Origin of the sequence: Streptomyces sp. NPDC086549 (assembly GCF_044746205.1) — a bacterium.
Classification (GTDB): Bacteria; Actinomycetota; Actinomycetes; order Streptomycetales; family Streptomycetaceae; genus Streptomyces.
Genome location: NZ_JBIVBS010000031.1, coordinates 38,735 through 60,644, shown reverse-complemented (window position 1 = coordinate 60,644; position 21,910 = coordinate 38,735). Strand labels below are relative to the sequence as shown.

The 21,910-nt window shown below is 71.9% G+C and carries 19 protein-coding genes and 1 rRNA gene; 8 read left to right on the top strand and 12 right to left on the bottom strand.

Features of this window, described 5'->3' with window-relative positions; translation table 11 throughout:
- Together rrf and ACIPSA_RS48140 are read left to right on the top strand one after the other, a co-directional pair.
- Positions 1-86, top strand: a 5S ribosomal RNA gene (gene rrf / locus ACIPSA_RS48145); the annotation flags it as partial.
- 179 nt (positions 87-265) lie between these two features.
- Positions 266-853 (top strand): hypothetical protein, encoded by a 588-nt coding sequence (locus tag ACIPSA_RS48140; protein WP_402647815.1) that lies wholly within the window; start codon positions 266-268, stop codon positions 851-853.
- Here the strand turns inward: ACIPSA_RS48140 and ACIPSA_RS48135 are convergent.
- Positions 841-1,818 carry a TolB family protein gene (locus tag ACIPSA_RS48135; protein WP_402647812.1) on the bottom strand — a complete coding sequence of 326 codons (978 nt, stop codon included), beginning with the start codon at positions 1,816-1,818 and terminating at the stop codon, positions 841-843. The two genes, ACIPSA_RS48140 and ACIPSA_RS48135, sit on opposite strands and share 13 nt — an antisense overlap.
- Before the next feature lie 388 nt (positions 1,819-2,206).
- Between ACIPSA_RS48135 and ACIPSA_RS48130 the strand changes: the two genes are divergently transcribed.
- The 3 genes from ACIPSA_RS48130 (at position 2,207) to ACIPSA_RS48120 (ending at position 9,919) form a co-directional block, all read left to right on the top strand.
- Complete coding sequence (locus ACIPSA_RS48130; RefSeq protein ID WP_402647810.1) at positions 2,207-2,896, top strand: hypothetical protein; 690 nt, start codon at positions 2,207-2,209, stop codon at positions 2,894-2,896.
- A gap of 127 nt (positions 2,897-3,023) precedes the next feature.
- Positions 3,024-5,051, top strand: a complete 2,028-nt coding sequence (locus tag ACIPSA_RS48125; RefSeq protein ID WP_402647807.1) for an SPFH domain-containing protein — start codon at positions 3,024-3,026, stop codon at positions 5,049-5,051.
- Positions 5,052-5,152: 101 nt separating this feature from the next.
- Positions 5,153-9,919 carry a DNA repair ATPase gene (locus ACIPSA_RS48120; RefSeq protein WP_402647805.1) on the top strand — a complete coding sequence of 1,589 codons (4,767 nt, stop codon included), beginning with the start codon at positions 5,153-5,155 and terminating at the stop codon, positions 9,917-9,919.
- On the opposite strand, the gene ACIPSA_RS48115 is transcribed toward ACIPSA_RS48120, so the two are convergent.
- Positions 9,901-10,947, bottom strand: coding sequence for a PucR family transcriptional regulator (locus tag ACIPSA_RS48115; RefSeq protein ID WP_402647804.1), 1,047 nt, complete (start codon positions 10,945-10,947; stop codon positions 9,901-9,903). The two genes, ACIPSA_RS48120 and ACIPSA_RS48115, sit on opposite strands and share 19 nt — an antisense overlap.
- Before the next feature lie 423 nt (positions 10,948-11,370).
- On the opposite strand from ACIPSA_RS48115, the gene ACIPSA_RS48110 reads away from it, so the two are divergent.
- Positions 11,371-11,565, top strand: a complete 195-nt coding sequence (locus ACIPSA_RS48110) for a hypothetical protein (RefSeq protein ID WP_402647802.1) — start codon at positions 11,371-11,373, stop codon at positions 11,563-11,565.
- A 499-nt stretch (positions 11,566-12,064) separates the two neighbouring features.
- On the opposite strand, the gene ACIPSA_RS48105 is transcribed toward ACIPSA_RS48110, so the two are convergent.
- Positions 12,065-13,435, bottom strand: a complete 1,371-nt coding sequence (locus ACIPSA_RS48105; RefSeq protein WP_402647799.1) for an ATP-binding protein — start codon at positions 13,433-13,435, stop codon at positions 12,065-12,067.
- A 61-nt stretch (positions 13,436-13,496) separates the two neighbouring features.
- Positions 13,497-14,174: a response regulator transcription factor gene (locus ACIPSA_RS48100; protein ID WP_402647798.1), complete on the bottom strand. Its 678-nt coding sequence runs from the start codon at positions 14,172-14,174 to the stop codon at positions 13,497-13,499.
- 136 nt (positions 14,175-14,310) lie between these two features.
- Here ACIPSA_RS48100 and ACIPSA_RS48095 point away from each other — a divergent pair, with 136 nt between their 5' ends.
- Both ACIPSA_RS48095 and ACIPSA_RS48090 read left to right on the top strand, forming a co-directional pair.
- Positions 14,311-14,934, top strand: coding sequence for a PepSY domain-containing protein (locus ACIPSA_RS48095; RefSeq protein ID WP_402647796.1), 624 nt, complete (start codon positions 14,311-14,313; stop codon positions 14,932-14,934).
- A gap of 141 nt (positions 14,935-15,075) precedes the next feature.
- Positions 15,076-15,744: a GtrA family protein gene (locus ACIPSA_RS48090; RefSeq protein WP_402647794.1), complete on the top strand. Its 669-nt coding sequence runs from the start codon at positions 15,076-15,078 to the stop codon at positions 15,742-15,744.
- Between the two features lie 702 nt (positions 15,745-16,446).
- On the opposite strand, the gene ACIPSA_RS48085 is transcribed toward ACIPSA_RS48090, so the two are convergent.
- The 8 genes from ACIPSA_RS48085 to ACIPSA_RS48050 all read right to left on the bottom strand — a co-directional run bounded on the left by ACIPSA_RS48085 (position 16,447) and on the right by ACIPSA_RS48050 (position 21,892).
- Entirely contained in the window at positions 16,447-16,734 is a 288-nt protein-coding gene (locus tag ACIPSA_RS48085) for an SCO5918 family protein (protein WP_402647791.1), read from the bottom strand.
- Between the two features lie 71 nt (positions 16,735-16,805).
- Entirely contained in the window at positions 16,806-17,225 is a 420-nt protein-coding gene (locus ACIPSA_RS48080; RefSeq protein WP_402647788.1) for a hypothetical protein, read from the bottom strand.
- A 79-nt stretch (positions 17,226-17,304) separates the two neighbouring features.
- Positions 17,305-18,801 (bottom strand): DEAD/DEAH box helicase, encoded by a 1,497-nt coding sequence (locus ACIPSA_RS48075; RefSeq protein ID WP_402647785.1) that lies wholly within the window; start codon positions 18,799-18,801, stop codon positions 17,305-17,307.
- A 215-nt stretch (positions 18,802-19,016) separates the two neighbouring features.
- Positions 19,017-19,223 carry a cold-shock protein gene (locus ACIPSA_RS48070; RefSeq protein WP_351566560.1) on the bottom strand — a complete coding sequence of 69 codons (207 nt, stop codon included), beginning with the start codon at positions 19,221-19,223 and terminating at the stop codon, positions 19,017-19,019.
- Positions 19,224-19,455: 232 nt separating this feature from the next.
- The gene (locus ACIPSA_RS48065) at positions 19,456-19,794 is read right to left on the bottom strand and encodes a MerR family transcriptional regulator (RefSeq protein WP_402647783.1); all 339 of its coding nucleotides are present in this window, start codon (positions 19,792-19,794) and stop codon (positions 19,456-19,458) included.
- Between the two features lie 213 nt (positions 19,795-20,007).
- Positions 20,008-20,427, bottom strand: coding sequence for a DUF5994 family protein (locus ACIPSA_RS48060; RefSeq protein ID WP_402647782.1), 420 nt, complete (start codon positions 20,425-20,427; stop codon positions 20,008-20,010).
- Between the two features lie 519 nt (positions 20,428-20,946).
- Positions 20,947-21,468: a DUF5994 family protein gene (locus tag ACIPSA_RS48055; protein WP_402647779.1), complete on the bottom strand. Its 522-nt coding sequence runs from the start codon at positions 21,466-21,468 to the stop codon at positions 20,947-20,949.
- A 133-nt stretch (positions 21,469-21,601) separates the two neighbouring features.
- Positions 21,602-21,892 (bottom strand): hypothetical protein, encoded by a 291-nt coding sequence (locus tag ACIPSA_RS48050; protein ID WP_402647776.1) that lies wholly within the window; start codon positions 21,890-21,892, stop codon positions 21,602-21,604.
- Between the last annotated feature and the right edge of the window lie 18 nt (positions 21,893-21,910).

Here is a 21,910-nt window from a genome sequence, read left to right as displayed (position 1 = left end):
GTTACATTCCGAACCCGGAAGCTAAGCCTCACAGCGCCGATGGTACTGCAGGGGGGACCCTGTGGGAGAGTAGGACGCCGCCGAACAAATTTTGAGAAAGAGCCCCAACTCCGGTTGAAAAACCGAGAGTTGGGGCTTTTTCGCGTTCACGCCACGGGTCCGTCATCTGGTGCGAGGCGGACACCGGGCTGGTCCATGCCTCACAACCGTCGCCGTGGCGAGGCCATCTGGTTCACCATGGGGTGTGCGATTCGATTCCGTTCCCATGCCGGCGACCGTCGAGGCCAGACCTCGTGACAGCCGTGGCTACCCGGTTCCCGCCATCACCCCGTGGGAGGGCGACGAGCCTCAGTTCGCGCTCACCGACTACGGGCGCAGCGCCGAGTGCGCGCGACAGCGGCTGTGTTCGGTCTGCAACACCCTGATGCCCAGAGGACCGGTGTGGCGGGTGGTCGGTGCCGCGGAGAGTGCTGCGATCGGCGAGGCGCTCGCCGCCGGGCGGCCGTACCGCAACATGGCGGCGACCCTGGAGGCTCCGGGGCACCGCGCGTGCATGCTCTACGCCTCGATGGTCTGCCCGTATCTGGCCCGCCCCAACGCTCGGCGGGGGCTGACAGCACAAAGCCCGGACGACATGACCGCGCATGTCGTCCGGGGCGCTGTTCGTGGGGAGATGGGTGCCGTGGTGGGGTACGGCGACTACGAGTTCGCCGTCACCAAGGCCCAGGTCCTGTTCCGTTTTCTCGATGTGGTCGAGTACCTGCCGCATGACACGGCCGACCAGCACCTGCCGGAGCTCCAGGCTGAACTCGCCCGCTCCGGCGGCCGGTTGGGCGGCAGTCAGCCGCGGTAGGCGGGCAGGCCGGTGTGCTTGGAGACCTTGACGGGCTTGCCGAAGCCGTGGGCGGTCTTCGTGATGGTGTACGTACCGGTCGGGGTGCGGAAGGCGACGGTCTTGCCGTTGGGCGACCAGGTGGGCTCGGTGTAGTCGGTGGTGGCGTTGGGGGTGACGTCCTTGACGACGGGGGTGGAGCCGCCGAAGTCCTCGACGAAGAGGTGGTCGTGCCCGTGGACGGAGCGGACGAAGACGACTTCCTCGTTGTCGGGGGAGAGAGCGGGTTCGGAACCCTTGGTCAGCGCGCCGCCCTGCTGCCGCAGGTAGTCGTCGCGGATGTAGACCTCGCCGGTGTGGGTGTTCTCGTAGACGGCCGTGCCGTAGCTGCCACCGACGTTCGGCCAGGTGTTGTTGGTCTGGGGGACGCCGCCGTCTCCCGGGTCGCCGTTCAGGCTGATCTTGGCCGGCCTACCGTGGTTGCTGGTGGCCTTGATGCCCTCCAGGACGGTGCTGCCGTGGATCTTGGCCGAGAAGATGAGGTTGTTCTTCGCGGGGATCTGGTTCGTCCGGTCGGCGGCGGTCACCTGCCAGGTGGGGTGGGACCAGGTCTGCCCGCCCGGGTTGGCGGCGACGATGACGCGGTGGCTGCCGTCGGGGTTGGAGACGACGAGGTCGCCGTGCCCGTTGATGAAGGCGGCCTTGCTGCCGCTGGGGTTCCAGGCCAGGTCACGGACGGTGGTGCCGAAGTCGATCGACTTGCCGTTGACCACGACGTGGCGGGTGCCGTCGCTGATGGTGAGTCCCCTGGGCACGGTGACCGCCTGAGCGGACGCGGCTGCGGCGACCATCGCGGCGCTGCCCTTGGCATCGCCGCCGGAGGACGGAGCGGCCGTCGCGGTGGCGGCGGCGCCGCACAGGGTGAGCAGTGCGGCGGCACCCGCGGTGGTGACGGCTGCGGTGCTCCGACGGTTACGAGCGGACATCTACGTTCCCCCAGGATGTGGATGATGCTGCGACGAGAGTTTCGCGGGAACCGCCCGCCGTCCCCGGGACCTGAACCGGTCCGCTCGGCCTGCCGCCCTTCGCGATGAGAGAAGTCTTCCAACAGGGGGTGACGGAGCTGTGCGCTCGCTGTCACAGATGTGCAATAGCGTGTCAGATGAGCTGCTGACATCTCAGTCGTTCGGTGTCCCTGCGTGTCCCGCGCCGGGACCTGCGGGGATCTGGCGGTGTGTGAGCTGATCCGGGACATGAAGCGGGCGCCGAGACTTCCGGGATCACGCAGTGCGTGGCCGTTGGCGCGATGTCACCCTTGCGCTTGCGGCACACGGAGCGTGGCCGTCGGGGGGATCGCGGAGGCGGGCGAGCGCAGTGGGGGACTTTCTGGGGGCGGTCACGGCCTATCCGACCGTGGTCTTCACCTTCGCCCTTGTCGTGGTGGCGGCCTACTGGCTGCTGGTGCTCCTGGGAGGCGCGCACTTTCCCGGGGCACGCGGGGGACATCACGGCCATGGAGCCGGCGGCGCAGGCCATCACGGCCATGGGCACGGCGGGGGGCACGGGCATGGGCACGGCGGGGGGCGCCATGGCCACGGGGGGCTGCAGCGGGTGCTGGGCCTGGGCGGGGTGCCGATCACCGTGGCGGTGTCGCTCGTGGTCGCCTTCGCCTGGTTCAGCGCGCTGACCGGCCGGGTGGTGCTCGGCAGTGGGGATCACGGGGCCCTGCTGCCGGCCGCCCTGGTCGGCGGGTGGGCGGGCGCACGCCTGCTGGCGTGGCCGCTGCGGCGGCTGACGCCCGCCCCCGCCCCGCCGCCGTCGCGCCGGGACTTCGTCGGTCTCGGCTGCGTGATCCGCACCGGGCGGGTCGGCCCCGACTTCGGGCAGGCCGAGGTGCACGCCGTCGACGGATCCTCCGCGACCGTGCAGGTCCGGCAGAGCCACGACGACGCGGCCGGACCGGGCGGCGCAGCACTGCGCGCCGGGTCGTCGGCACTCATCTACGACTACGACGCCGAGGGCGAGTTCTTCTGGGTCATGCCCGCCCCGTCGGCCACCGGCTGACACCGGCCACCGGCTGACACCGGCCACCGGCTGACGGGGCCTCGCTCTCCGTCCGCCACAGGCGTTCAGCACGTCGTTCGTTCGTTTCACCCACTCATCCACGGCAAGGTCGTCCAAGGGATCCGCCATGTCTGTCGTCACCATCGGAATCGGTGTGCTCGTCGCCGTCCTGCTGCTCATCGGCCTGGGCATGCTGCTGCTCTTCGGCCGGCTGTTCCGCAAGGTGGTCCAGGGCGAGGCCCTGATCGTCTCCAGGCCCAAGAGCGTCGACGTCACCTTCACCGGGGCCCTGGTCCTGCCCATGCTGCACCGCGCGGAGGTCATGGACATCTCGGTGAAGACCATCGAGATCTCCCGGACCGGCCGGGAGGGCATGATCTGCAAGGACAACATCCGCGCCGACATCCAGATCACGTTCTTCGTCCGGGTCAACAAGACGGTGGAGGACGTCATCAAGGTGGCCCAGGCCATCGGGACCGAGCGGGCCAGCCATCAGGAGACCCTGCAGAACCTGTTCAGCGCGAAGTTCGCCGAGGCGCTGCGGACGGTCGGCAAGCAGCTCGACTTCGCCGACCTCTACACCAAGCGCGAGGAGTTCAGGGACCGGATCGTCGCGGCCATCGGCACCGATCTGAACGGCTACCACCTGGAGGACGCGGCGATCGACCACTTGGAGCAGACCCCGCTGGAGCAGCTCGACGCCTCCAACATCCTGGACGCCCAGGGCATCCGGAAGATCACCGAGCTGACGGCGCTGGAGCACATCCGCACCAACGACTTCCAGCGCAACGAGGAGATGGAGATCACCCGCCAGAACGTCGACGCGCGCGAGGCCGTGCTGGAGCTGGAACGGCGGCGCGCGGAGGCGGAGATCCGGCAGCGCAAGGGGATCGAGACCCTGAGGGCCCAGGAGGAGGCGGCCACCGCGCAGGTCCAGGAGGAGGAGCGGCTCAAGGCGCACGGCGCGCTGCTGCGGACGGAGGAACTCCTCGGCGTCCAGCGGGAGAACCAGATGCGGGAGATCGCGGTCGCCGAGAAGAACCGGGAGCGGGTCCTCGCGGTGGAGGGCGAGCGCATCGAGAAGGACCGGCTGCTGGAGGTCGTCAACCGGGAGCGGGAGGTGGAGCTCGCCAGGGCGGAGAAGGAGAAGCAGGTCGAGGTCGAGCGCCGGGGCGTGGCCGACGTGGTGCGCGAGCGGGTCGCGGTGGAGCGCACGGTCGCGGAGCAGGAGGAGGAGATCAAGCGGGTCCGGGTCGTCCAGGAGGCCGAGCGCACCCGGCAGACGGTCATCATCGCCGCTGAGGCGGAGGCACAGGAACAGCTGGTCAAGGACATCAAGGCGGCCGAGGCCGCCGAGCAGGCCGCGCATCTGCGGGCCAGGGAACAGCTGGTGCTGGCCGAGGCCGGGCAGAAGAGCGCGGAGCTGGAGGCCGCCGCCAAGGTGCGCCGGGCGGAGGGCGATCGCGCCATGGCCGGGGCGGCCGGCCTGGCACAGGCCGAGGTGGCGGAGCGCCAGGCCCTGGCCGAGGCGGCCGGTGTGCGAGCCCGGCTGGAGGGCGAGGCGGCCGGCCTGAAGGAGAAGGCGGACGCCATCGAGAAGGTCGGGCTGGCCGAGGCCGCCGTGGCTCAGAGCAAGGCGAACGCGGAGGCGGCGGGCATCCGGGAGCGGCTGCTGGGCGAGGCCGCCGGCCTCAAGGAGAAGGCGGCGGCGATGGCCGCGCTGGACGAGGTGTCCCGGACGCACGAGGAGTTCCGGCTGCGGCTGGCCGCCGACAAGGAGGTCCGGATGGCCGCGCTGGAGGTCCAGCGGACGGTGGCCGAGGCACAGGCGGCCGTGCTGGCCGCCGGACTGGAGAGCGCGGACATCGACATCGTGGGCGGCGACAGCGTGTTCCTGGAGCGGCTGGTCGGCGCGGTGTCCTTCGGCAAGTCGATCGACGGCGCGGTCCAGGGCTCGGAGACGGTACAGGCCCTCGGCGCGGAATGGCTCAGCGGCGAGAAGAGCTTCAGCGGCGACGCGACGGAGGTGCTGCGCGGCCTGGCGGCCGGCGGCCCGTGGAACCTGGCGCTGCTCCTGAAGCTGCTGGGCGGTCAGGCCGACGGCAACACCGTCTCGGTCGACCCGGTACAGCTCGCCAACGGTACGGCGAAGTAGCGCGACAACAACCGCGCCCCAAAGGGGCGCGGGGAACTGCGCGACCAGCCACAACGGCGCCGCAGACGATCAACGGCAGCAAGCAGGAACGGGGAACGACCATGGGCGTCGAGGACGGCACCTACCAGATCCTGCGGGCCCGCCTCGCCGACCGCGCGGCGGAACTGGGCCGACGGGCCGCCGAGCTGAACGCCCGCCGGCAGGAGGCGTTCGGCTCCCGCCCGCTGACGCTCGCGGGCACGGCCCGGCCGCGTACCGGAGGCGCCGGCACCGCCCGCGGCATCGTCGCCGTACGCCCCGACGTCCTCCTGCTGGGGACCTCCGCGCCCGACCTCGACGCGGGACTGCTGTCGCTGCACGCCCTGGACGGCTCGGCGCTGGGTCCGGAGCGGGCCCCCGGCCTGCTGGACGACGAGCGTTTCCGCCGCGACCTGGCCGAACTGCTGCGCTACTACCGCGACGCCCGCCTCGCCGACCTGGTGCGCACGGCGTCGAGGCGGTTGCTCGCGGTGTTCCGCACCGGTGAGAACGACGGTGATCTACGGGTCCTGAGCTGGCAGTTGGGGGCGGACCGGGTCGAGTACCTGGGCAACCACGGGGAACGTGACCTGCCGCAGCAGTCCGCTTCCGAGCTGCCGTGGCGGACGACCGGACGCGAGGACCACGCCGACGGGCGGATCCTGATCGAGGGCGGCGAGGGCGCGGTCTCGGTCGCCACCACCGGCGGCAGCCTCACCGTCCACGCCGTGCCCGGCGACCGGCCGCTGTTCAGGGAGCCGGTCGACGAGCCGCTGCAGAGTCTGGCGGACGCCACGGTCGCCTACGCGGTGACCGGCCCCCTGCTGCTCCTGCGCATCCGCCCCTACAACGAACCGGCCGACCGCTACCTGGTCGTCAACACCCGCACCGGCTCGGTGCGCCGCCAGGACTCGGTCGGCCGCGGCGCCCGGCTGCTGCCCGCCGAGCAGGGCCTGATCTTCCCCGGCGGCTACGAGCTGGCGGACGGCAGCCACCGGACCTTCCGTATCGACGGCGGCAACGGCAGCGACACCGGTACGGCGGACGCCACGGTCGCCGACACCGCCGCGGACGGCCTGCACTTCGACGCCGTACTCCCCGCCCCCAACGGCGAGGACCTCCTCTACGTCCTGCGCCGCCCCGGCCGCGCCCAGGTCCTGCTGCTGCCCTGGAACACCGTCCGCCGCGAGGCAGCGAGCGCCCTGCACGCAGCCGCGCACACCCTCCTCCCCGACGGCACCCTCGTCCTGCTCAGAGCGGACCGCGAGCCGGTGCGCACGCACGAACTCCAGCTGTGGCAGACCCCCTTCCAGTCCGCCGAGTACGCCGCCGCCCAGGCGGTCGGCGACGGCCCCCTGGAGCGGATCGGCAACGCCGACCTGGTGCACGGCATCGCCGAATGCCTCGACGTGGTCCGTACGGCGACCGCCGCCGCGCCGGATAACCCGGCCACGGCCGCCCCGGAGCTGATCCTCGACGTCTGCGCCAAGGCGGCGGACCGCCACTACTGGCTCGCCGACACCGGCCTGCTCGAACCGCTGGCCGAACTGCGGGCTGCCGCTGAGCAGTTGGCCGCCGAGCAGGCCAGGATCCGGCAGCTCGCCGCCCGTGCGGCGCGGGAGCTGGACCGGGCGCGCGAGGAGGCCGCCGGGCTGATCCGCCGTTCCCACGGCGAACCGCCCGCCGACGCGGACGCCTGGACCGCGCTGCTCGCCGAACTCCGCCGGGCCCAGGGCCGTAGCCGCACCCTGCGCGACCTGCCCCAGCTCGACCCGGCCGCGCTGGACCGGGTCGAGGCGGACCTGGCCGACGAGCTCACGACGGCGACCGAGCGGGCCTTCGCGTTCTTCGCCGGTCCCGACGCCTTCGCCGCCCCCCTCGCCGCCGCCCTGCGCGCCGCCGAGGACGCCGCCTCGGTCGCCACCGCCGCCGAGGCCGAGCGGCTCACCGACGGTCTCACCGAGCAGGCGGACGCCCTGGCCACCGTCACCGACCTGGTCACCGGCGCGGTCGCCGCCGATCCGAGCGCGACGACGGCCGTGCTGCTGGCCATCGGCGAGGTGCTGGCGGCGGTCAACCGCGCCCGCGCGGTCCTCGCGAACCGCCGCCGGGTCCTGCTGGACGCCGAGCACCGCGCCGCCCACGCCGCCGAGTCGGCCCTGCTCGCCCAGGCGACGACCGCCGCCCTGGCCGCCGCCGGCTCCCCGGCCGCCTGCGACGACCAACTCGCCCGTCTGCTGCTGCGGTTGGACGCACTGGAGGCCCGTTTCGCCGAGGCCGAGGACCTCGCCGCCGACCTGGCGCTGCGCCGCGAGGAGATCCGGCAGGCGTTCGCCGCCCGGCGCCAGACCCTGCTGGACGAGGCCGCCGCCCGCGCCGACCGGGTGGCCGCCTCCGCGCTACGGGCCCTTCAGGCGCTGCGCCGCAGGCTCGCCGGGCTCGGCTCGGCGGCCGACATCCACGCCGCGCAGGCCGCCGACCAGATGGCGACGCGCGTCCGTGCCGCCGCCGGGGAGCTGCGCGACCTCGACGACCAGGTGCGCGCCCAGGAACTGGAGGACGGCCTGCTCGACGCCGTCCGCAGCGCCCTGCGCGAGCTGCGCGACCGGGCCGATCTGACCGAGGACGGCGGGGCCGCCGTACGGCTGGGACGGCACCGTTTCGCCGTCCGCCGGGAACCGGTGGAACTCACCCTGCAGCCGGACGGCGACGGGCTGGCCTTCGCCGTCACCGGCACCGGCTACCGGCGGTCCGCCCACCTCCCCGAGCTGCTGGCCGGGCGCGAGTTCTGGACGCAGCCCCTGGTCAGCGAGTCACCGGCGCTCTACCGAGCCGAGTACCTGGCCGCCGCGCTGCTGCCCACGGCCACCGCCGACGAGCCGCTGCTCGACCAGGTCCGCCGCGCGGCCGAGAGCGCCTACGACGAGGGCTACGAGCGCGGCGTCCACGACCACGACGCCACCGTCATCCTCGGCGCGCTGCTGCGGCTGCGGACCGGTGCCGGGCTGCTGGAGCACCCCGCCGAGGTACGCGCCACCGCCCAGCTGTTCTGGGCCCATGCCGCGACCGACGACCGGCGCGCCGCCTGGCAGCGCCGCGCCCGCTCCCTGGCGCTGGCCCGCGCCCACTTCGGACCCGACGGTGCCGCACCGGCGACGGCCTGGTCCGAGCTGGCGGCCGAACTCTCGGACGCGGTGGCCGCGTTCACCGCCTCCGCCGGGCTCCCTCCGGCACCGCGGGCGGGCGAGTACCTGGTGGCCGAACTCGCCGATCCGCGCGAGGGTTTCGCCACCGGTGCCGCCGCGCGCACCCTCCTCGACGGCTTCCGCCACACGGACGCCGCCCCCGCCCTCACCGCGGACCTGGACGCGCTCGGCGCCGACCTGCCCGCGCGCCGCCAACTCGCCGACGCCTGGCTGGGGTCGTATGCGGCCGTCCACTCGGAGGGTGAGGGCGTGCCGGAGGCCGTGGCCCACCTGTGCACACCCGACCTGCCGCGCTACGAGATCGCCGGTGCCGTCCAGGAGACCGTCGACGGCCTCCTCGGCGTCCACCCCCGCGTCCGCGACGGCCGGTTGACCGTGCGCGTCGACGAACTTCCGCACCATGCGAAGGAGTTCCGGGAGCAGCGGGCACCGGCGTTCCGCGCCTTCCAGCGGCGGCGCGCGGACGTCCTGGCCGCCGAGCGGGCCCGGCTGCGTCTGGACGACCACCGTCCCCGCCCGCTCGCCGGCTTCGTCCGCAACCAGCTCATCGACCGGGTCTACCTCCCCCTCGTCGGCGACAACCTGGCCAAGCAGCTGGGCACCCTCGACCCCACAGGACCGGCCGACCGCAGCGGCCTGCTCCTGCTCCTGTCCCCGCCCGGCTACGGCAAGACGACCCTGCTGGAGTACGTCGCCGACCGGCTCGGCCTGCTCATGGTCCGCGTCGACGGCCCCGCGCTCGGCACCGGCACCACCTCGCTCGACCCGGACCGCGCCCCCGACGCGGCCGCCCGGCGCGAGGTGGAGAAGATCGTGTTCGCCCTGGAGGCGGGCAGCAACGTCCTGCTGTACCTGGACGACATCCAGCACGTCGGCGCCGAACTGCTGCAGAAGTTCATCCCGTTGTGCGACGCGCAGCGCCGGATCGAAGCCGTCGCCGACGGCGTCGCCCGAAGCTTCGACCTGCGCGGGCGCCGCTTCGCCGTCTGCCTCGCGGGAAACCCGTACACCGCGAACGGGCAGCGCTTCCAGATCCCCGACATGCTCGCCAACCGTGCCGACGTCTGGAACCTCGGCGAGGTGCTCAGCGGCCACGACGACCTGTTCGCGCTCTCCTTCCTGGAGAACGCCCTCGCCGCCAACCCCGTCCTGGCCCCGCTCGCCGGAGCCGACCCGGCCGACCTGCGCCTGCTGGTCGCCCTCGCCGACGGCGACCCGGGCGCCCAGGCCGACCAACTCAACCATCCCGTAACGGACTTGGACCGAGTGCTGGCCACGCTCACCCGGCTGCGCGGCGTCCAGCGGACCGTCCTGGCCGTCAACCGCGCCTACATCGCCTCCGCCGCCCAGGAGGACGCCGACCGCCTGGAACCGCCGTTCCTGCTCCAGGGCTCGTACCGCACCATGGCGCAGCTCGCCGCCCGGATCGACCCCGTCCAGAGCGAGGCCGAGGTCGAGACCCTGCTCGACGACCACTATCTCGCCGAGGCACGGACCCTCGGCAGCGCCGCGGAGGCCAACCTGCTCAAACTCGCCCGGCTTCGCGACCGGGCCACACCCGAACAGACCGCCCGCTGGCAGGCGTTGTGCGCCGCCTACCCTTCCGCGGCCTATCCGTCCGCCGCCTACCCGTCCGCCGGCTGACCCTGGTCCGGCCACCCCAGCAGCCGCGCGCCGAACACCGCCGTCTCCAGGGTGTAGCGCTGCAACGCGTCGTCCGGATCCAGGCCCGTCAGTCGTACGACGTGTGCGATGCGGTACGCCAACGCGCGCACGCTCAGCCCGAGCCGCCGCGCCGCCTCCGCCGCGACGTAGCGCGAATCGGCGTAGGCGATCAGCGTCTCCAGCAGCGGCCGGGCCCCGCCGCGCGCCGTCCGCAACGGGCCCAGCACCCCGTGCACCAGATTCACCAGGGCCTCCCGGTCCCGCAGCAGCACCGGCAGGACCAGCAGCTCGGCCGCGTACAACAACGGTCCACGCAATTCCAGTTGGGCCGCTTGCTCCAGCGCCGACCGGGCCTCCTCGTAGGAGTTCACGACCCCGCCGGGCCCGCTGTGCGGACGGCCCACCACGACCCGTCGGCCTTGTGTCAGCTCCGCGAACGCCTTGACCGCCGCGGCCTCGCCCGGGCCGGACGGCACGATGCACACCAGCCGCCCGTGCTTCACCGCCAGCAGGATCTCCTGCTCACCGAATCGGCCGAGCAGCCGCCGCTCCAGCGCCCGTACCAGCGGATCCTCCAGGTCGTAGCCGTCGCCCTCGGCGACCGCGACGACATGCGCGCACGCCAGGTTGAGCCCGAAACGCTCGGCGTGCTCGGCCAGTCGCCCCACGTCGCTGCGGCTGCTCAGCAGGTCCGCCACGAACTCCCGCCGCCCGGCCTCCTCCCGGCGCAGCCGCTCCCGGTACGCCCGCCCGTGCCCGTCGGCGAGCGCGGCCACCGCCGCCCGCAGCGCCGTCATCGACGCGGCGTCGACCGGCTGCCCCTCCCAGACCCTTCCGGTCACGGCCAGCCGCTCGTCGACCAGTTCGGCGAGCCCCCGCCCCTCCTCGGCGGCCCGGTCGCCGTACTCGCGCAGCGACTCCAGCTCCGCGCGCCGCAGCCGCCGCCCGCTTCTCGCCACGTCCTCCAGCAGCCGCGCCCAGGCATCGTCGTCGGACGAAGCAGACATACCCGTGGCCGCTCCGGCAGTAGCCAACTCCCGTTTCCTCCCCCGCACACCGCACCTGCGATCCGCCAGCGTACGACGAGCCGCGCGCACCCGACATGGGAGGTCGCGTTTCATCCGCGGTGAGGCACCGCGCGCAACCGTCCTGAGGAAGGCGGGAAGGCGGGGAGGCAGGAAGGCGACAGTGCTCAGCGCGGCCAGCACGCCGACCTGGCCGGGAGTGGTGTCGAGCGCGGACACGGTGATGAGCGGGACGGCGACGTAGGCAGTGCTGGTGGAGAGCGTGGATTACGCAACGGCACAGGGGTTCGTGGCCGCCGGCCTCGGGATCAGCCTCATCCCGGCCATGGGACTGGCGAGCCGCCACCCCGCCGTCGTGGTACGCAGAGTGCGCAGCCGGAACCGGTCAGGGCCATTCATGCAGCGGTGCAGGACACATCGCCGGCCAGGCCCGCGCTCCACGCGCTGCTCACGGCCCTCCGGGACGTGGCCCTGCAGTTGATCAAGCCCGGCAGCTTCCGCAGGTGGTCCGGGAGGACGTCGGGACGCTCCTACCAGGACACGATGATCCGCGTCGGCCAGTCCGCGGAGAAAGGGCGCGGAACCCCCAAATTGGACTAGACAACAAACAAACCCCAGGCCGCTGGCCTGGGGTTTCATTCTGGAGCGGGTGACGAGAATCGAACTCGCGCTCTCAGCTTGGGAAGCGACGGCGCTTGCGGGGTTGCATGGCAGGTGACCTGCGCGGATGCGCCGTCCCCAATACGGTTGCGCGGGTCTGGTCGTACCGATGTTGACCGCGCTTGTCCGCTCGTACGGGCACGTCGTGGGCACAGCCTCGGCACCCGACGGACCGGGCGCATGCGTAAGCGAGCGGTGCGCTCGAATCCGTTTGGTCGGCCGTTCAGCTCCGGAGATCTTCGCGCGTGCACAGGCCTTCTGGCGACGTACACCCGTGCCGCAGTCGGCTGTCGCGTCTCCCCGGAACGGTCGACGCCTGGCTCTGGCTCACTTGTCGGCTTCGGGGCCGTGCCACTGGAGGGCCTGGCCGGTGACGGCGGCGATGCACTCGAAGTCGCGGGGCGGATGCGGCGATCGGCGTCGGGCCTGAGGATCCGCTTCAAGTCCCGGACGGCGACAGCGGGAGACGGGCGACGAGGCGGGCGCCGTGCGGGTGGGGTTCGACGCGGAGAGTGCCGTGGTGCTGATGGACGATGTCGCGGGCAATGGCCAGCCCGAGGCCGGCTCCGCCGAGGTCCCGGCTGCGGGCGTCGTCCAGGCGGGTGAAGCGCTCGAAGATCCGCTCACGGTCGGCATCGGGAATGCCGGGTCCGTCGTCGGTCACCTCCAGTACGGCCAGGCCGGCGTCCAGGTCGGTGCGCAGCGCCAGTTCGATGCGGCGATCGGCATGCCGTTGGGCGTTGTCGAGGAGGTTGGTGAGGAGCCTGATGAGCCAGCCGCGGTTGCCCTCGACAGTGAGGCCGGGTTGCAGCCTGGTGTCGATGGCGAGCCGGTCGTCGTGGCGTGCGGCAACGGCCGTACGGCAGAGTTCGGCCATGTCCAGCGGCACGCGGCTCACCGGCTCGGCCGCGTCCAGACGGGCGAGGAGCAGCAGGTCGGAGGCGAGGTCCTGGAGCCGGACGGTGTCCTCCCGGGCGTCGCTGACCAGGTCCGGCCACAGGGCCGGGTCCGGATGGGCGAGGGCGACCTCCAACTGGGTGCGCAGGACGGTGATGGGGCTGCGCAGTTCGTGCGAGGCGTCGGCGATGAACCGGCGCTGGCGCACGACGGCGTCTTCCAGGCGGTCGAGGGTGGCGTTCATGGTGCGGGCGAGGCGGGCGACTTCGTCCTGGGCGGCCGGTACCGGGACGCGGCGGTGCAGAGCGTGTCCGGTGATCTCGGCGACCTCGGAGCGGATGGCTTCCACCGGACGCAGGGCCCGGCCGGTCACCCACCAGGTGACCAGGGCGACCGTGGCCAGCAGCAGCGGCGTGCCGATGCCCAGCGCGGCCTTGGTGATCTCGTCGGCCGCGTCCGCGTCCCGCAGCGACGTGCCCGCATACACGGTGACCACGCCGCCAGGGGTCTGGGCGGTGACGGCGACGATCCGCTGGCGGTGTCCTTCGCCGAACGGTTCGCCGGACCAGGTGGCGCGCAGCTTGCCCTCATGGGGGCGCAGGCCGGCGACGGCCGGGCGGCCGACGAGGTTCTGGCTGGCGGCCACCACGCGCCCGCTGCTGTCGACCACCTGGATGAAGTCGGCACCGTGGGTGAGGGCCAGCAGGTCGGGCAGCTTGCCCTGGGCGGCCAGCTGACCGACGGCGTCCGCCTGCGCGGTGGCTGCGTCGTTGGCGTTGCGCTGGAGGTCGGCGTGCAGAAGGGCGAACAGCGCGAAGGAGGCTGCGGTCAGTGCGAGGGCGACGACCGCGGTCGCCCCGAGCGTCGCCCGGGCCCGCACCGATCCCGGCCACGGGTGTCGTACGAGCCTCACGGCGGCCGAGCGCAGGCGCCGGATCGCTGCCGGTATCTCGCCGGCGCGGCGGACGAGTCGTCTAGCCACCGTCGACCGCCAGCCGGTATCCAGCGCCGCGGACGGTCTCCAGGGCGCAGCGCCCGAAGGAGGTGTCGATCTTGCGGCGTACGGCGCTGACGTGGACCTCGACGAGATTGAGTTCCGCCTCGAAGGCCGAGTCCCAGACATGTTCGAGGATCTCGCGCTTGGACACCACCTCGCCGGCGCGGCGGGCCAGGTACTCCAGAATGGCGAACTCCCGTGCGGTGAGCCGGACTTCGATGCCGCCACGGACGCATGTGCGGCGGGCCGGATCGATCACCAGGTCACCGAGCCGGACTGCCGGAGGGACCCGGTGGCCGGTACGACGGTGGAGGGCGCGGAGCCGGGCGACCAGGACGACGTAGGAGAACGGCTTGGACAGAAAGTCGTCGGCACCGGTGTCCAGCGCCTCGGCCTCGTCGTACTCCCCGTCCTTGGCAGTGAGCATCAGGATCGGTGTGTCGCTCCCGGCCGAGCGCAGCCTGGCGCAGACCCGGTAGCCGTTGAGGCCGGGCAGCATGATGTCGAGCACGATCACGTCGTAGCTGTGCTCCAGGGCGAGCCACAGTCCCTGGTTCCCGTCGTGGGCGACATCGACGGTGAACCCCTCTGCCATGAGACCTCGCCGCAGAGCTGCGGCCAGCCGCTTCTCGTCCTCGACCACCAGTACGCGCACGGCATACAGCCTCGCACGCCGGACCGGCGGTGGCTGAAGACGCCTTCAGCCACCTTCAGCCTGGCTTCAGCAACGGCATTCCAAGCTGATCGCAGCCGCCGGCACCGGGCCGGTCGAAGCGATCAGGAGCCCGAGCATGTCCCAACCCGAAGCCCCGAAGCAGCCCGAGTCGACGCCGGACTCACCGGTCGCGGAGCCGAAGTCGACCAAGTCGGCCAAGACCTTCCGGGCGCGTCTCCCGCGGGTGAGCCGGCGTCGTGGGGCCGCCCTCGGCGTCGTGGTTCTCCTCGCGGGCGCAGCCGCGACCGGCGTCGCTGCGGTCGTCCACCACGACCACGGCGAAAAGGGCGACCACGGCCAGTTTGCGGCAGAGCACAGGCGGGCAGGCGGGGACGACGGCCGGCAGCGCGCGTACGGGCAGGCACGAGGCGGTCGCGGCGGCCATGACGACGAATTCAAGCCCGGTACCGACAGCCAGGGCAACCGGAGCAGCCAGAGCGGTCAGGTCACTGAAGGGACCCTCGCGCCCGCGCCGCTGCCGGCGGTTTCGGCCGAGGCGGCGATCGAGGCGGCCGGCAAGGCGGTCTCCGGTGGCAAGGCGGACGCGCTGCGCGTGATCGCAGAGCAGGGTGGCGGAAGCGCGTGGGAGGTCGAGGTGCTGGGCACCGACGGCGTCCGACACCTGGTCACCATCGACGGTGCCACCGGCACGGTGACCGGCAACACCGTCGCGCCGGCCACCTCGAACACGGCGAGCTGACGGCCCAGCCCCGGCCCGAGGATGCGGCGCGACCCACCCTCGGCTCGGGGGTGCACCGCCTCGGCGCCGTCGGCGGGCAGCGGCATGGGTCGACCCAGCGCGCCCCAGAGGTTCACAGCTGGCCCGTCCGGAAGGAAACCCATGAAGTCGCCGCTCGCGTCCAAGCCGGAGACGGCGCGCGAAGCACGGTGTGGGGCACGGGGCACGGTGCGTACGGTGCGGACGGCGACCGACCAGGACGACGCACGGCGGACCCCGGCCGTTCCCGGTCCAACCGCTGCCTTCGCCCGCTTCGTCCTGTGCGGCGGCGGTGCCGGGGTTGCCTCCAGTGCCGCTGTGTCGCTGTGCGCCGCCCTGATGCCCTGGCCGGTGGCGAACGCGCTGATCACTGTTGCCTCCACCTTCCTCTGTACGGAGCTCCACGCACGCTTCACCTTCGGGGCCGGGCGCCGCGCCGGATGGCGCCGGCACTGGCAGTCCGCGGGGTCGGCCGCGGCCGCCTACGCGGTGACCTGCGCCGCGATGGCCGTTCTGCACATGGTGCGGCCGTCACCGGGGATCTTTTCCGAGCAGGCCGTCTACCTCAGCGCCGCCGGGCTCGCCGGAACCGGACGTTTCCTGGTGCTGCGCCTGTTCGTCTTCGCCGATTCCGCCCATGACAGAACCCGGATCGCGGTGCCGCGGCTCAAGGGCGTCGTACCCGCCGTGCTGCACCAGGGAATCCGCGGCGTGGCCCCCGGCGACGCCGCCTTCAGCGGCGGGCCCGATCCGGAACAAGGCGTCAGAAATCACCCCCGGAAGCGAGCGTGAGCGTGCTGGTGAGAGAGAAAAGGGCGGGAAACCCATCTGGCGCGAATCTGGCACACGGCGACTGACCGCCAGACACAACGACAAGGCCCAGGTCTCTGACCTGGGCCTCAAATATGGAGCGGGTGACGAGAATGCGGCACCCGCCTACCGGTCTAGACAACAAAGAACCCCCGGGTCCACGACCTGGGGGTTTCTGCCGGAGCGGGTGACGAGAATCGAACTCGCGCTCTCAGCTTGGGAAGCGACGGCGCTTGGGCCGGTGCGGAGGCGCTGACCTGCGAAGACGCGCTTTCTCCTCAGGTTCGAAGTGGGCGGGACGTACCGCTGCCGACCCTTGTTGTCCGTACTCGAGGGCACGCGGAGGGCACGGAGTCATCGGTGGGGGTGGTGCGAGGTGTGCGCGGCCCTTGCCGAGTCGCAGCCGGCCGTTCTGGAGGTGCCCGTCCAGTGGGCGGTTGCGCGCACATGCGGAGCGCCGTGGGCACGGCTCGGTCAGGCCACACCGGTGGTCGCCGCGCAGCCTGGCGGCGACCACCGGGCGGAGCGGGCCGTACCGGCCTCGTGCGGCTTGCGGCTCATTGCCGAACCGCCGGCCCCAACGGGACACGGTTCGCGCGTCCGGTCCGCTCACAGTCCGGGTGCCACATCCTCGGTTTTCCAACCCGCAAACGGCGCATGACCTGTCGTCGCCCCGGAACAGCGTCACCAACCGAACGCATCCTCGTCGGCTCGTGTGTCCAGGGCCGGGATGACTGGGCGTGCCTCGTGGCAGGTGAAGCCGAGGCGGGTCAGTGCCCGGCGCATCTCGCCCGTCGTGAAGTCCCGGCGGTTCAGCCTGGTGATCACTTCCCCGACCTGCATCACGGGGTAGACGCGACGGCCGATGGTCACGGACACGCCGGTGACGGGTTCGGGCGTGATGCCGCTCATCGACTGCTCGACCTCGCTCTTGATCAGGTCGAAGGGGAAATGGGCGATGACACAGCGCATGGAAGCCTCCACAGGGGTGGGGAAGAACACCGGAGAGGCCGGCCGACCGCAGGACGGTGGTCGGACGGCGGTCAGGGCGTGAGAGCGAGGACGCCCAGGGCGTAGCCGTGCTCGTCGATCACGGGGGACACGTGCAGGGCCCGGACCCGCATGGCGGCTTCCGCCTCGCTGAGTACGGCCATGGACGAGGTGAACGGTCCGCGGTCGAGCGGGATGTCCCGCAGCCGCGTCCGGTCGCGGTACCACGAGCCGCCGCGGTGCGCGGTGAGCTGGGCCCGGGTGACCAGTCCCGCGCACCGCCCGTCCTCGTCCTGGAGGAGCAGGTGCGGGACGCGTGCACCGATGAGCACGGAGAGAGCCACGTCGACGGCCATGTGGTCGTCCACCTGCGGTCCGGGAGCGTGCATGGCATCGCTGGCGGTCAGACCGGTGCCGTCGGGGGCGTTGTCGGCGTCGTCGGTCTGTTGTGTTCCGGACGGATACTGCGGCAAGGGCTTCTCCTCTTCGTCGGGACGGGCGGGACGGGCGACGGATCTGCCTGACTGCTGGGAGTGCATCCCCGTACGTGGGCTACGGGGTGTTCCTCGGGGCGGAGCGACGGGCTCGGGCGGCGGCTCGACCGCTTCCGCCACGGCTGGCGGCTCCGCCCCCGCGATTCCGGCCGGCGGATCCCTTGCTTTCGCGTCTGCCCTCGCGTCGTCCGTCGGCCGGTGCGGTGAGGGTGACGGGCACACCGGAGGGGGTCCGGGCGCCTGTGATGCGCTGCAGTTCGGCCTCGCCCGGACGGATCTGCGCGGTACGCGCAGTGACGCCGGCGTCGGCCATCAGACGGTCCACCGCGCGGCGCTGGTGCGGCAGGACGAGGGTGACGACGGTGCCGGACTCGCCGGCGCGTGCGGTACGGCCGCCGCGGTGCAGGTAGTCCTTGTGGTCGCCGGGAGGGTCGACGTTCACGACGAGGTCGAGGCCCGCGACGTGGATGCCGCGGGCGGCGACGTTGGTAGCCACCAGGGCTGTGACGTGGCCGTCCTTGAACTGGGCGAGCGTCCGGTTGCGCTGCTGCTGGGACTTGCCGCCGTGCAGGGCCGAGGCATGTACCCCGACTGACAGCAGGCGCTGGGCGAGCCGGTCCACCGCGTGCTTGGTGTCCAGGAACATGATCACGCGTCCGTCGCGGGCGGCGATCTCGGTCGCCGCGGTGTCCTTGTCGGCGTCGCGCACGTGCAGCAGATGGTGCTCCATGGTGGTGACGGCTCCCGCGGACGGGTCGACCGAGTGCACCACGGGGTCGTGGAGGTAGCGGCGCACCAGGAGGTCGATGTTGCGGTCCAGCGTGGCCGAGAACAGCAACCGCTGTCCGCGGGAGGGTACTTGGTCGAGCAGTGCGGTCACCTGTGGCATGAAGCCCATGTCGGCCATCTGGTCGGCTTCGTCCAGGACGGTGACGGCGACCTGGTCCAGCCGGCAGGCTCCCCGCTCGATGAGGTCCTGGAGTCGGCCCGGCGTGGCGACGACGACTTCGGCTCCGCCGCGCAGGGCGCTCGCCTGACGGCCGACCGACATGCCGCCCACCACGGTGGCGAGCCGGAGCCGCAGGGCGCGGGCGTAGGGGGTGAGCGCGTCGGTGACTTGCTGGGCCAGTTCCCGGGTGGGGACGAGGACGAGGGCGAGCGGCTGCTTGGGCTGGGCCCGCTGCCCGTCGAGGCGGGCCAGTACCGGCAGGCCGAAGCCGAGCGTCTTGCCCGAGCCCGTACGCCCCCGTCCCAGGACGTCCCGGCCCGCCAGCGCGTTTGGCAGCGTGGCCGCCTGGATCGGGAAGGGAACGGTCATGCCCTCGACGCGGAGTGCGGCCAGCAGCCGTTCGGGCATGTCCAGTTCGGCGAACGTCTCGACCGCGGGCAGCGGCTCGGTGAGAGTGACCGGCAGGGCGAACTCCTGTCGGCGTGCGGCGGGGCGTGCTCGTTGGCCGCTCTTGTGCCGGGGGCCCGGACCGGAATTTCGACGGTGTGGTTCCTGCGCCCGGAAGCGGCTGGAACTGCTGGAACGAGCGGAACGGGTGCGGTCCACGATGGAGCCTTCCTCGATGCGGCACGTATCGAGGAATTCCTTGAGGGGGAATCACAGGACTGAGCCGAGTGAAATCCGAAGACCTTGGGTTGACGTTCCTTGCGTTCCTTACGGCCTTACGGGAGTAGAAAAAATGGGCTGGGACCCGCACCCCAAGAGCGCGGGCCCCAGCCACATGGTGCGCGAGCCGGTGGCTCGCGACGTTCGCGTCAGCGTCAGGCGGCAACGATGTTCTCGGCCTGCGGGCCCTTCTGGCCCTGCGTGACGTCGAAGCTAACCTTCTGGCCTTCCTGAAGCTCGCGGAAACCGCCGTTGCTGATGATGTTCGAGTAGTGGGCGAACACGTCAGCGCCGCCGCCGTCCTGCTCGATGAAGCCGAAGCCCTTTTCCGCGTTGAACCACTTCACGGTGCCAGATGCCATATTGAATCTCCCTTGGGGGGCAGTGTCGGACTCCGCACTTTGCGGAGCCGAGTCGCCGCGATGATCACCCCTCCGGAAAGATCCGGAAAGCTCTGCAAAGAAAAAAAATCCCTGGCAACCAAAACTGCAACTGCTATTACGCTAACACGGTCAGGTGGAAGCGGTCACGTGTTTTTCGGGATCGCCCGCTAATTCTCATCCCGCTGAAGACTGTGTATCTGTATTGGTGAGACTAGGTATCCGCGCCGCGCTCCTCCAGCTTCCGACGCATTTCCCGGTTCAAACGGAGGGCGTCGTCGAGCTGGTTCTCCAGGATGATGATGCGGCACGCGGCCTCGACGGGGGTGCCCTGGTCGACCAGCTCCCGGGCGCGGGCGGCGATGCGCAACTGACGCCGGGAGTACCGGCGGTGACCGCCCTCCGAACGCAGAGGAGTGATCAGCCCGGCTTCGCCGACGGCCCGGAGGAAAGCGGGGGTGGTGCCGAGAACGTCGGCGGCCCGCCCCATGGTGTAGGCGGGATAGTCGTCGTCGTCGAGGTTACCGGCGGCAGGGGCGTTCTCGGCGGGCATGGCACCTTCGTCTTCGGGGGCGCGGCGAGGGACCCGGGCGTGCGTGGCACCTGGGCTCCGAAGGAATCAGCGCCATCTGCCTCGTGCGACAACCCTAACGCCGACAGGCATGGAGTTGTGGTCTCGCCGTGACAGATCTCCTTCCACGCGCAGCCCGACGAGCCGCCGCAGTTTCCCCCTACCCGTACCGCCGGACGGGCCGAACCCGCGCACTCAGCTCGCGAAGTGGCCCTGCTCTGGCGTCAGCCCGACTGCGGACATGAGCGTTTCGGCGGCCCGCTCGGTGGCCTCCGGTGGCACGACCAGCAGATCCCGGCGCCCATGGGCAGGGGCCATCAGAACGATGGTGCTCGGAGTGCGCGCCGCCGTGGTGGTCCTGCGCAGCCGGACGGCCTGGTTGCAGACGAGCATGCGACCCGGCGCGTCGGCCCACGCCGTGCCGTTCACCAGGACACTGACGATCTGGCCCCAGGCACGGGGCAGACCGGAGAGCAGTGGCGGGAGTTCCGCCAGGAGATCGAAGGTACGCGGCCACCAGGCCCCGTCGATACGGCGTGGCACGGTGCTCTCGGGGGCGAGGTACAGGCGGAGGAGGGGCGGGGCCGGTGGCAGGGGGCGTAGTCGGTTGCTCATGAGGTGTCCTGTCGAGTGGTTCGGCGCGGTACGTCGTCCTCGGCCGGATGGTGCGCCTCGGCGGCCAGGAGCGCGCTCGCGGTGGCGGAGTGCGGAGTCGGACGTTCGTCCCTCCCAGGCGTCCTGTGCGTTCGCGTAGGCGGGGAAACGGTCGAGCAGGCCAGTGGCGGAAGACCAGGTCGGTCGTGTGGTCGTCGTGGACGATGCGCATCCAGCCGCCCCGAGCGCGGCAGTTGGACCACGCCTCGCACAGTGGCGTCAGGATGCTGGAGTCGGTGAAGGTCACCTCGCTCAGGTCCACGATGCAGGAGGAGCCGTCCGGGCCGGGCCGCGCGGGCCTCGGCCAGGGCGCGGACCAGTGGTGCCACGGTCCGCGTGTCCAGTTCGCCACGCGCGCGGACGATGCGGCACTGCTCGAAGAGCGCAGGCGCTTCGTCTTGAGTGGGCAACGGCTCGCGCGAGGACGGTGGTTGAGGCCGGTCGATGGTCCCTGCCGTGGGCTCCCAGGGGCCCCGTCCCTCATTCCGCCTCCCCGGTCGCGCCTACCGGGCCCTCCCCCAGTGCCTGAACGGCCTGGGGGGACCCGCAGGCGAGCACCAGCATGCGCGCGGCGGTCAGCGGGTTCTCGGGGTCGGCGGCGGTGGCCAGCAGCCGGGCGGCTGTTCCGGCGGGCTCCTCGGGCGGGACGACCAGGAGCACCCAGCGTCCAACGGTGCCGCAGTCCAGAGTGATGACGTGCGCGTCGCTTCCGGGTCCGGCCGGCTCCACGGCGATCACCCGGCCGGGCGCCATGACCGTGCGCGGCGCGTCGGGCCATTCGGCGGGGTCCACGGTGACCCGTATCGCGGCCCCCGGGTCCGGCTCCAACGAGCCGACGAGCGAGGGGAGTTCGAGTTCCAGCGCGCCGCTGCGCGGCCACCAGGCCCCGTCCAACGGGCCGTGGCTGACGTCCGGGGTGAGGGCCAGGCGGGGCAGGGGCATGCGGTATGTGTGCGCGTCGGCACCGAACGCGACTTCGGCCGGCGTAGTGCTGGGTTCCATCGTGCGGTCCCGTCCCGGGAGCCGTAGGACGACTGCCCGTTCCGTCCGTCGCCGGGAACGGCACCGCCGGAAGCGCTGCGCGAGAAGCTCTCGGTGCGGTCAGGCTACTCCTGGTCGAGAAGAAGCGGACGGGTCAGTCGTCCGGCTCTGTCTTCTCCTGTTCCTCTTCTTCCAGCTCCTCCATCAGGCAGATACCCTCATGTGTCAGCGAGACGGCCGCGGGGGTCCGGTGCGACGTCCAGTCCACGCTGATCAGGCCCTCGTCAGCCAGATAGGCGCAGGCGGCGGAGAGGTCCTCGTCGGGCAGGCCCAGCTCGGCGCGGAGCGCCGCTCCGCTGACCTCGGGGCGATTGAGTTCGACGGCCCCGTACAGGGATCGCAGGACCGCCTCCCGGTTGTTCTTGCGTTCGCGGAGTTTCGTCATGGCTGTCGTTCTCCGGGG

Bases quoted from the DNA above. Each gene is read 5' to 3' on its own strand.
- ACIPSA_RS48140 (WP_402647815.1), top strand. From the start codon at position 266: ATGCCGGCGACCGTCGAGGCCAGACCTCGTGACAGCCGTGGCTACCCG.
- ACIPSA_RS48135 (WP_402647812.1), bottom strand. From the start codon at position 1,818: ATGTCCGCTCGTAACCGTCGGAGCACCGCAGCCGTCACCACCGCGGGT.
- ACIPSA_RS48125 (WP_402647807.1), top strand. From the start codon at position 3,024: ATGTCTGTCGTCACCATCGGAATCGGTGTGCTCGTCGCCGTCCTGCTG.
- ACIPSA_RS48120 (WP_402647805.1), top strand. From the start codon at position 5,153: ATGGGCGTCGAGGACGGCACCTACCAGATCCTGCGGGCCCGCCTCGCC.
- ACIPSA_RS48115 (WP_402647804.1), bottom strand. From the start codon at position 10,947: ATGTCTGCTTCGTCCGACGACGATGCCTGGGCGCGGCTGCTGGAGGAC.
- ACIPSA_RS48095 (WP_402647796.1), top strand. From the start codon at position 14,311: ATGTCCCAACCCGAAGCCCCGAAGCAGCCCGAGTCGACGCCGGACTCA.
- ACIPSA_RS48090 (WP_402647794.1), top strand. From the start codon at position 15,076: ATGAAGTCGCCGCTCGCGTCCAAGCCGGAGACGGCGCGCGAAGCACGG.
- ACIPSA_RS48085 (WP_402647791.1), bottom strand. From the start codon at position 16,734: ATGCGCTGTGTCATCGCCCATTTCCCCTTCGACCTGATCAAGAGCGAG.
- ACIPSA_RS48070 (WP_351566560.1), bottom strand. From the start codon at position 19,223: ATGGCATCTGGCACCGTGAAGTGGTTCAACGCGGAAAAGGGCTTCGGC.
- ACIPSA_RS48065 (WP_402647783.1), bottom strand. From the start codon at position 19,794: ATGCCCGCCGAGAACGCCCCTGCCGCCGGTAACCTCGACGACGACGAC.
- ACIPSA_RS48060 (WP_402647782.1), bottom strand. From the start codon at position 20,427: ATGAGCAACCGACTACGCCCCCTGCCACCGGCCCCGCCCCTCCTCCGC.
- ACIPSA_RS48055 (WP_402647779.1), bottom strand. From the start codon at position 21,468: ATGGAACCCAGCACTACGCCGGCCGAAGTCGCGTTCGGTGCCGACGCG.
- ACIPSA_RS48050 (WP_402647776.1), bottom strand. From the start codon at position 21,892: ATGACGAAACTCCGCGAACGCAAGAACAACCGGGAGGCGGTCCTGCGA.